This window comes from Streptococcus sp. 22.1, from assembly GCF_016648645.1.
Classification (GTDB): domain Bacteria; phylum Bacillota; class Bacilli; order Lactobacillales; family Streptococcaceae; genus Streptococcus.
Genome location: NZ_JACLQK010000019.1, coordinates 38171 through 47545 on the forward strand (window position 1 = coordinate 38171; position 9375 = coordinate 47545).

At 38.6% G+C, this 9375-nt stretch carries 9 protein-coding genes; 6 read left to right on the top strand and 3 right to left on the bottom strand.

Annotated features, from left to right (window positions below):
- Window positions 1-111: 111 nt before the first annotated feature.
- Entirely contained in the window at window positions 112-1032 is a 921-nt protein-coding gene (gene coaA, locus H7U04_RS09005) for a type I pantothenate kinase (protein WP_037597889.1), read from the top strand.
- A 69-nt stretch (window positions 1033-1101) separates the two neighbouring features.
- Entirely contained in the window at window positions 1102-1338 is a 237-nt protein-coding gene (rpsT, locus tag H7U04_RS09010; RefSeq protein ID WP_037597891.1) for a 30S ribosomal protein S20, read from the top strand.
- An 84-nt stretch (window positions 1339-1422) separates the two neighbouring features.
- Here rpsT and H7U04_RS09015 read toward each other — a convergent pair whose 3' ends face one another.
- The 3 genes from H7U04_RS09015 to H7U04_RS09025 form a co-directional block, all read right to left on the bottom strand.
- A complete protein-coding gene (locus H7U04_RS09015) occupies window positions 1423-2838 on the bottom strand; it encodes a sensor histidine kinase (protein WP_110981458.1) in 1416 nt (471 codons plus the stop codon).
- Window positions 2828-3502, bottom strand: coding sequence for a response regulator transcription factor (locus tag H7U04_RS09020; RefSeq protein WP_049546057.1), 675 nt, complete (start codon window positions 3500-3502; stop codon window positions 2828-2830). Before H7U04_RS09020 ends, H7U04_RS09015 begins: the two co-directional genes overlap by 11 nt.
- Window positions 3503-3701: 199 nt before the next feature.
- The gene (locus H7U04_RS09025) at window positions 3702-5372 is read right to left on the bottom strand and encodes a formate--tetrahydrofolate ligase (RefSeq protein WP_110981459.1); all 1671 of its coding nucleotides are present in this window, start codon (window positions 5370-5372) and stop codon (window positions 3702-3704) included.
- A 193-nt stretch (window positions 5373-5565) separates the two neighbouring features.
- Here H7U04_RS09025 and H7U04_RS09030 point away from each other — a divergent pair, with 193 nt between their 5' ends.
- From H7U04_RS09030 to H7U04_RS09045, 4 genes are all read left to right on the top strand, one after another.
- Window positions 5566-6249 (top strand): phosphopantothenate--cysteine ligase, encoded by a 684-nt coding sequence (locus tag H7U04_RS09030; protein ID WP_110981460.1) that lies wholly within the window; start codon window positions 5566-5568, stop codon window positions 6247-6249.
- Window positions 6242-6787, top strand: a complete 546-nt coding sequence (gene coaC, locus H7U04_RS09035) for a phosphopantothenoylcysteine decarboxylase (RefSeq protein WP_073686340.1) — start codon at window positions 6242-6244, stop codon at window positions 6785-6787. Before H7U04_RS09030 ends, coaC begins: the two co-directional genes overlap by 8 nt.
- 28 nt (window positions 6788-6815) lie before the next feature.
- Window positions 6816-7388, top strand: coding sequence for an ECF transporter S component (locus H7U04_RS09040; RefSeq protein WP_070438309.1), 573 nt, complete (start codon window positions 6816-6818; stop codon window positions 7386-7388).
- Window positions 7389-7469: 81 nt separating this feature from the next.
- Window positions 7470-9188, top strand: coding sequence for a phospho-sugar mutase (locus H7U04_RS09045; RefSeq protein ID WP_037600760.1), 1719 nt, complete (start codon window positions 7470-7472; stop codon window positions 9186-9188).
- Window positions 9189-9375: the final 187 nt, after the last annotated feature.

Here is a 9375-nt window from a genome sequence, read left to right on the forward strand (position 1 = left end):
ATTTTTTCCTTCTAGATAGTCTTTTCCCTTTATCGTATCATAAATACCAAAGTAAGGCTAGTGATATGATAAGGCTTACATTCCGGCTTTTTTTCTGCTATAATGTTAGCTATGTTAAATGAATTTATCAATTTCGAAACGATATCACGTAAGGAGTGGCAACGCCTTCATAAAGAAGGTAATGCCCCATTGACTGCGGAAGAACTTGATTCCATTCGTAGCCTTAATGACAAGATCGATGTGCAAGAAGTTAGTGATATTTATCTTCCCCTTATCAATCTCATTCGTATCTATCAGAAAACGGCCAATGATTTAACCTTTTCTAAGAGTATCTTTTTACAAAAATCACAGACTAATCGTCCATTTATTATTGGGGTATCTGGTTCAGTTGCTGTTGGCAAATCCACTACCAGTCGTTTGCTTCAACTCTTGTTACAACGTACCTTCCCCCAATCTAAGGTTGAACTTGTAACAACCGATGGCTTTCTCTATCCTAACCAAGTCTTGAAAGAAAAAGACATCCTTAACCGTAAGGGTTTCCCTGAATCCTACGATATGCCGCTTCTTCTCAATTTTTTAGATACTATAAAAAATGGTGGTGATGTCAATATTCCTGTTTACTCCCATGAAATTTATGATATTGTACCAGGTCTTACACAAGAAATCAGACAGCCCAATTTTTTGATTGTCGAAGGGATTAATGTTTTCCAGAATCCTATTAACCAAAGACTCTACATGAGTGACTATTTCGATTTTTCTCTTTACATTGATGCTGAAGTTAATAATATCGAATCATGGTATCTCGAACGTTTTCAAACCCTTCTTGAGCTCGCCAAGAAAGATGAAAATAACTATTACCATCGTTTCACTAAATTCAGTAAAGATGAAGCCTTATCTTTAGCACAAAAAACTTGGCGTGATATCAATTTGGTTAACCTGGAAAATTATATCGAACCTACACGAAGCCGAGCCGAACTGATTCTTCATAAGGGAGACAATCATAAAATCGACTTCATCCACTTAAAAAAATAGAAAAAGCTTGCCAAGGGGTCTAAAATAACGTATAATGACATAGTTAGATAAATTTTGGAGGTGAAAACATTGGCAAATATTAAATCAGCTATCAAACGCGCTGAACTTAACGTTAAACAAAACGAACAAAACTCAGCTCAAAAATCAGCTTTGCGTACTGCTATCAAAGCATTCAACGCTAACCCAACTGAAGAAGCTTATCGTGCTGCATCTGCTAGCATCGATAAAGCCGCTTCTAAAGGTTTGATTCATAAAAACAAAGCAAGCCGCGATAAATCACGTCTTGCAGCTAAATTGGCTAACTAATTGAAAGCTCCATTTAGGAGTTTTTTTATTACCTTATAACATAAAAACCTGCTAGACCATAGGCTAGCAGGTTTTCTTTATTAATTAAACTCCAGTGATTTTAACTTCAAAAATAGTCCCCTTCGGATGATTGTCCTTGACAACAATTGTTCCTTTAAGAGCTAAAACAATTTGTTGCGCTAGTGATAAGCCCAGTCCAAACCCACCTTTTTGTCTAGTTCTAGCCTTATCTACTCGATAAAAGCGATCAAAGATTTTTTTCTTATCACTATCTGATATACCAGGACCATTATCAGCTACCGAAATATAAAGATGTCGGTCATTAGTGCGAACTGTAAAGATAACATGTCCATCATCTTCTGTATATTTAATAGCATTATCAAATAATATGGTCATTAGCTGCTTCAATAGCGTTTTATCAGTATGGATTGGACGACTAACTTGGTTTTGACCCGTGAAACCTTTCTCATTTTCTTCAGCAATCATAGCATAATTGGTAAATACTGTATCAAAGAAAGCAGGTTCTAAGGTTTCGATTTCCGGCTTAATACCATCGTCACGACGAGCCAAGTTCAAGAGATTTGTCGTCAACAGACGCATATTACGTACTTCATCAAGACTTGAAGCAATATTCTCTGAATTATCTAAAATGGTGCTCTCAGGCTTGCGGAAAAGAACTTCTAATCGGTTTTGAATCACAGCAAGCGGTGTCCGTAACTCGTGACTGGCATTTTCAACAAAAGCCTTCTGCTTCTCCAGACTTTCCTGGATAGGACGTCTTGACCACTTGGCCAAATACATACTAGCCGCAACAGATAGGAGCCAGAAGAAACTCATCATGATGACAATGAGCTTGACATAACGTTCAGTGGCTTCTTCCAATTGAGTTGTATTAATCGCAATAACAAGGTACTTAGCATCAGGATAGAGACTATTATCTACTTTTTCAGTAATCAGGCGATACTTTTCGGTTTGATCGAAATAATTCTGAGCGCTTCCCTTGCTAATAACATCAATGTTATTTTTATCTATTGGTAAATTGGATAAGCTAGAAAATTTGTCAACGACATTGAGGACTTTTCCATTCTTATCAAGCACTAAGACACTGGTATTCGCCGCAACAGATAAATCGTGAGGGGCATCTTCCATCTTTGATCTCTTCTTAGATTCTTTTTTAGAGCCACTCGAGTCAGGTGTTTCATCTGTCGACCCTTTAGTATCATAGGCTTGGTAGATGGTTGTCGTATTATTTTGATCTACCTCAGAAGTCAGAAAAAGTTCCCGTTTTAGCATTTCCATTTCTAAATAAGAATTGGTCTTAGTTGCTGCCATTTTCAGACTAGAGTCCACATTGGAATAAACACCGTAACTCAGAATCTGCAAAATCATGACAGTCATGACAAGGAAAATACCAGAAAAAGTAGCAAAGAAATGAATAAAAGACTTAAATCCTTCTGACTTCATTCTCCTAAAGAGATAATTGAAAAATTTAGTCAGCATTCTTCAAAATGTACCCCACACTTCTCAAGGTTTGGAGGTTGGCAGCAAAGTCTGTTCCTTTAAGTTTCTTACGAATTTTAGAAACATATACTTCAACAACCGATACCGTGGTATCACTATCAAATCCCCAAAGACGGTCAAAAATTTGTGACTTAGGCAAGATCACATTCTGATTTTGTAAGAAATAAACTAATAAATCAAACTCTTTACCAAGAAGTTCTACTTCTTTATCACCCACAAAGGTTGAATTTGTAGCAAGATTGACACGAACATCACCGAAAGAAAGTGTGTTTTGGTCAAATTTACCAGAGCGTTTCAAAAGTGCTTGAATACGCATCTTCAACTCTTCTAAGTAGAAAGGTTTGGTTAGATAGTCATCCGCACCAAGTTCAAAACCATGTCCCTTATCGTCTAGACTTTCCTTGGCAGTCATGATAAGTACAGGAGTTGTTACACCTTTATCACGTAATTCTCTAAGAACAGTGAAACCATCTTTTTCAGGTAACATTAAGTCTAAAAGAATCAAATCATAGACGCCACTTTCAGCTTCGTAGAGGCCTTCATCACCATCAAAGACCTGCATAACATCAGCAAAGTCATCTAAAAAATCAAAAACTGAGTTGGACAAACTCAAATCATCTTCAACTAGTAATATTTTAATCATAGTTATCCCCCTTGCTAGGTGCCAAAGATCTAAAGAACACTTTGACTAAGTCTTATCATTATATCTAAAATACACATAATCATCTAGTGCTTTGATCTTCTTTTATTTAGATTCAGTCTACTATACTTTCCTTAAGTTTTTCATAACTGGAACGAAAAAACAGCACCAATAGGTACTGCCCTCTTATCGTTATTTTTTCTTAGAACAAACCAACAGCTGTTCCGTCTTCAGAAACGTCCATTTTAAGGGCTGCTGGAGCTTTTGGAAGGCCTGGCATGGTCATAACATCACCTGTAAGAGCCACGATAAATCCAGCACCTGTTTTAGGAACAAACTCACGAATAGTGATATCAAAACCTTCTGGTGCTCCAAGCAAGAATTGGTTATCTGAGAAACTATATTGTGTTTTAGCCATACATACTGGTAATTTATCCCAACCAAATTCGGCAAATTGCTTGAGTTGGTTTTTAGCTTTTTTCTCGAAGACAACTGATTTACCACCATAGATTTCAGTAACAATCTTAGTGATTTTTGCTTCCAAGCTATCATCATCAGAATAAAGACGTTTATAGTCGGCATTACCATTTTCAACAGCATCAACTACCGCGTTGGCAAGGTCAATACCACCATCAGCACCATTAGCCCAAACGCTAGCCAATTCAACAGGAACATCGATTTCTGCACAAAGTTCTTTAAGGGCTGCAATTTCAGCTTCTGTATCAGCAACAAACTCGTTAATAGCAACGACTGCAGGAAGACCGAATTTACGAACGTTTTCCACATGACGTTTCAAGTTAGCGAAGCCATCACGAACAGCTTGAACATTTTCTTCAGAGAGGTCCGTTTTGGCTACCCCACCGTGCATTTTAAGGGCACGAAGTGTCGCAACAATAACAACAGCATCAGGAGTTGTTGGGAGGTTTGGAGTCTTGATATCAAGGAATTTTTCAGCACCAAGGTCAGCACCGAAACCTGCTTCCGTAATTGTATAATCAGCCAAACGAAGAGCTGTAGCTGTAGCTAGAACTGAGTTACATCCGTGAGCGATATTGGCAAATGGACCACCGTGTACCAAGGCTGGTGTTCCATAAATTGTCTGTACCAAATTAGGTTTGATGGCATCTTTAAGAATAAGGGTAAGCGCACCTTCAATTTCAAGATCACGTACATAAACTGGTGTACGGTCATAACGGTAGGCAACTACAATATTAGCCAAACGTTCTTTAAGGTCATTAATATCAGTAGCCAAGCAAAGAATCGCCATGATTTCAGACGCAACAGTAATATCAAAACCATCTTCACGTGGAATACCATTAAGTGGTCCGCCAAGACCAACATTTACATGACGAAGTGCACGGTCATTAAGGTCAACCACACGTTTCCAAATGATACGACGTTGGTCAATGCCGAGAGCATTTCCTTGATGAATATGGTTGTCAAGAAGGGCTGACAAAGCATTATTTGCTGTAGTAATAGCGTGCATATCCCCTGTGAAGTGGAGGTTGATATCTTCCATCGGAAGCACTTGAGCGTAACCACCACCTGCAGCACCACCTTTGATTCCCATAACCGGACCAAGAGATGGTTCACGAAGGGCAATCATTGTTTTCTTACCAATTTTGTTAAGAGCGTCTGCAAGACCAATTGACATGGTTGATTTCCCTTCACCAGCTGGTGTTGGGTTGATAGCTGTCACCAAAATCAATTTTCCTGGCTTATTGTCTTTGACTGCATTGATTTTATCAAATGACAATTTTGCCTTATATTTTCCGTAGAGTTCCAAATCGTCAAAGCCGATTCCAACTTTTTCAACTACTTCTGTGATTGGTTTTAATTCTACACTTTGAGCAATTTCGATATCTGTTTTCATGAGACACTCCTCTATATTTTTCTAGAATATATTATATCAGAGTTTGATAAAAAACGCATTATTTTTGGTTAATTACTTTTCAATGTTCGGTTTTTGTTTTGTTATAAATCGTTATAACTTTAATTTATAGGGGTACACCCCAAAAATACCTACTATTATTTACAAAAGACTCAATTTTTAGTACAATACTACTATGAAAATTTTGATTACATCGGGTGGTACCACTGAAAAGATTGATGCTGTACGTGGAATCACAAACCATTCAACAGGTTATCTAGGTAAGGAAATTGCTGAACTTTTCTTGGCTAAGGGGCACCAAGTAACCTTAGTAACGACCAAGACAGCGGTTAAACCAGAACCGAAAGAAAATCTAAAGATTACAGAAATTACGAACGTAGATAGTCTTCTCAAAAAAATGGAGCCACTCGTCAAAGAGCACGATGTTCTCATCCATAGTATGGCAGTCTCTGATTATACGCCTGTTTATATGACGGATTTCGCTGAATTAGAGGCTACTGAAGATCTCGCTCAATTCTTGCATAAGTCTAACACTGAGAACAAGATATCTTCAGCTTCAGAGTATCAAGTTCTCTTTCTTAAAAAAACACCGAAGGTCATTAGCCTTGTTAAACAATGGAACCCTACTATTCAGTTAATTGGCTTCAAACTTTTGGTTAATGTAAGTAAAGATGAGCTTTTTGAGGTTGCTCGTGCAAGTCTAAGACGCAACAAAGCAGATATCATTGTCGCAAACGACTTGAGTGATATTTCTCCAGATCAACATATCGCCTATCTAGTTGACGAAAAAAGCGAGGAGAAGGTTAGGACCAAAGCTGCAATTGCTCGAGCTTTATTTGAAAGGATATGCCATGACTAAACGTATCATCCTTGCTGTTTCAGGATCAATTTCTGCCTATAAAGCAGCCGATCTAACAAGCAGGTTAAAGAAAAAAGGTTATGATGTTCACGTCATTATGACTGAAGCTGCTCAAGCCTTTATCACCCCTCTGACACTTCAAGTTCTCTCGAAGAACCCCGTTCACACTGATGTCATGGAAGAAAAATTAGCTGAAGGTATTAATCATATTGACTTAGGAAAAGAAGCTGACCTCTTTATTGTAGTTCCAGCTTCAGCAAATACCATTGCCAAATTAGCACATGGTATGGCCGATAATATGCTTACTGCTACTGCTTTAGCTTTACCTAGCACTACCCCAAAACTAATTGCCCCTGCAATGAATACGAAAATGTATGAAAATCCACTGACTAGGAAAAATTTAGATACTTTGCATGACCTTGGCTACCAAGAAATTCTTCCAAAATCAGGTTTACTGGCTTGTGGAGATACGGGACGCGGTGCCTTAGCTGATATCGATGACATTATTGAATCCATTAACAATGCTTTAACAAAATAACCTTGTAGAGAATAAAAAGGAGTTTATGATGAATAAGAAAAATAAAGCAAACCAAACAGCGCAGTTAGCGCTCTTGATAGCGACTATGGTTGTTATCGAAGTACTTAGTCAAACCATCTTTGCCGCTTTTGTACTTCCAATTAAACCAACCCTAACGCACATCCCAGTTATTATTGCTAGTATCGTCTATGGTCCTAAAATTGGAGCCTATTTGGGTGGTTTCATGGGAATTATGAGTATTGTTCGTAATACAATCATTTATACGGTTAGTAGCTATCTCTTTAGTCCCTTTGTTGAAGGGGGAACTTGGGCATCTGCAGTCATTGCCATCGTCCCTCGCATCCTAATCGGTATTTTCCCTTACTTTGTCTACAAGTTACTTCAAAACCGTCTAGGTTTGACTCTATCTGGGGTTTTAGGTGCTTTCACAAATACATTTTTCGTACTTATTGGCATCTACTTCTTAATCCCTAACTTCTACACAGCGGGTGGAAAAACACTAATGGCAACCATTTTCACAACAAATTCGATTGCTGAAATGATTATCGCTGGCCTGCTAACCCTAAGTATCACACCTGTGTTATTAAGATTGAAAAAATAAAGAAAAAACATGGTGATTACCATGTTTTTTTCTTTTAATTATGGTATAATGTAAGCGTTTAAAAATATAAAGGAGATTGCTATGTCTTACACTGAAAATTATCAAAAATGGCTCGACTTCGCTGAATTGCCTGCTTACCTTCGTGATGAGTTGGTCGCAATGGATGAAAAAACGAAAGAAGATGCCTTCTATACCAACCTTGAATTCGGTACAGCTGGTATGCGTGGATTGATTGGTGCTGGTACTAACCGCATTAACATTTACGTTGTTCGCCAAGCAACTGAAGGTTTGGCCCAATTGATTGACTCAAAAGGGGAAGAAGCTAAAAAACGTGGTGTTGCTATCGCTTACGATAGCCGTCACTTCTCTCCAGAATTTGCTTTTGAATCTGCTCAAGTTTTGGCTGCTCACGGTATCAAATCTTATGTATTTGAAAGCCTACGTCCAACACCTGAATTGTCATTTGCTGTTCGTCATCTCCACACATTTGCTGGTATCATGGTAACAGCTAGCCACAACCCTGCTCCATTTAATGGATACAAGGTTTATGGTGAAGACGGTGGACAAATGCCACCTGCAGATGCTGATGCTTTGACAGATTACATCCGTGCTATCGAAAATCCTTTCACTGTGCAATTGGCTGACCTTGAAGAAAGCAAAGCTAGCGGCTTGATTGAAGTTATCGGTGAAAACGTCGACGCTGAATACTTGAAAGAAGTGAAAGGCGTTAACATTAACCAAGACTTGATCAATGAATACGGTCGTGACATGAAGATTGTCTACACTCCACTTCATGGTACTGGTGAAATGTTGGCTCGTCGTGCTCTTGCACAAGCTGGATTTGAAGCTGTTCAAGTTGTTGAAGCTCAAGCTGTTCCAGATGCTGACTTCTCAACTGTTAAATCTCCAAACCCTGAAAACCAAGCTGCCTTTGCTCTTGCTGAAGAACTTGGTCGCAAAGTAGACGCTGATGTATTGGTTGCAACTGACCCAGATGCTGACCGCCTTGGTGTTGAAATCCGCCAACCAGATGGATCTTACCTCAACCTTTCTGGTAACCAAATCGGAGCTATCATTGCTAAATATATTCTTGAAGCTCACAAAACAGCTGGTACACTTCCTGCAAATGCTGCCCTCTGTAAATCAATCGTATCAACTGAGTTGGTGACTAAGATTGCAGAAAGCTACGGCGCAACTATGTTTAACGTCTTGACTGGTTTCAAATTTATCGGTGAGAAAATCCATGAATTTGAAACACAACACAACCACACTTACATGCTTGGTTTCGAAGAAAGCTTCGGTTACCTCATCAAACCATTCGTACGTGACAAAGACGCTATCCAAGCTGTTCTTATCGTTGCTGAAATCGCAGCTTACTACCGCTCACGTGGCATGACTTTGGCAGATGGTATCGAAGAAATCTACAAACAATACGGCTACTTCGCAGAAAAAACAATCTCTGTTACCCTCTCAGGTGTTGACGGAGCTGCTGAAATCAAGAAAATCATGGATAAATTCCGTGGTAATGCTCCTAAACAATTCAACAACACAGACATTGCTAAGACAGAAGACTTCTTGGAACAAACAGCTACTACTGCTGACGGCGTTGAAAAATTGACAACTCCTCCAAGTAACGTGCTTAAATACATCTTGGCTGATGATTCATGGTTTGCCGTTCGTCCTTCAGGTACAGAACCAAAAATCAAATTCTACATCGCTACAGTTGGTGAATCTGAAGCAGATGCTAAAGAAAAAATTGCTAATATCGAAGCAGAAATCAATGCTTTCGTAGGCGAATAATATTTAAGACTTAGAGCTAAGCTCTAAGTCTTTTTTATACACGACAATACTAGGATTGTAAGCAAGTCACCCATTTTACTACTCGAAACAAGCAACCACCTATAGACTAATGATATGCCCCCTGTCAAGTAGACAGGTTAAATATCTAAAAAAGTGTCTGTTTTTGAAGGTCAGTCGTACATAATAA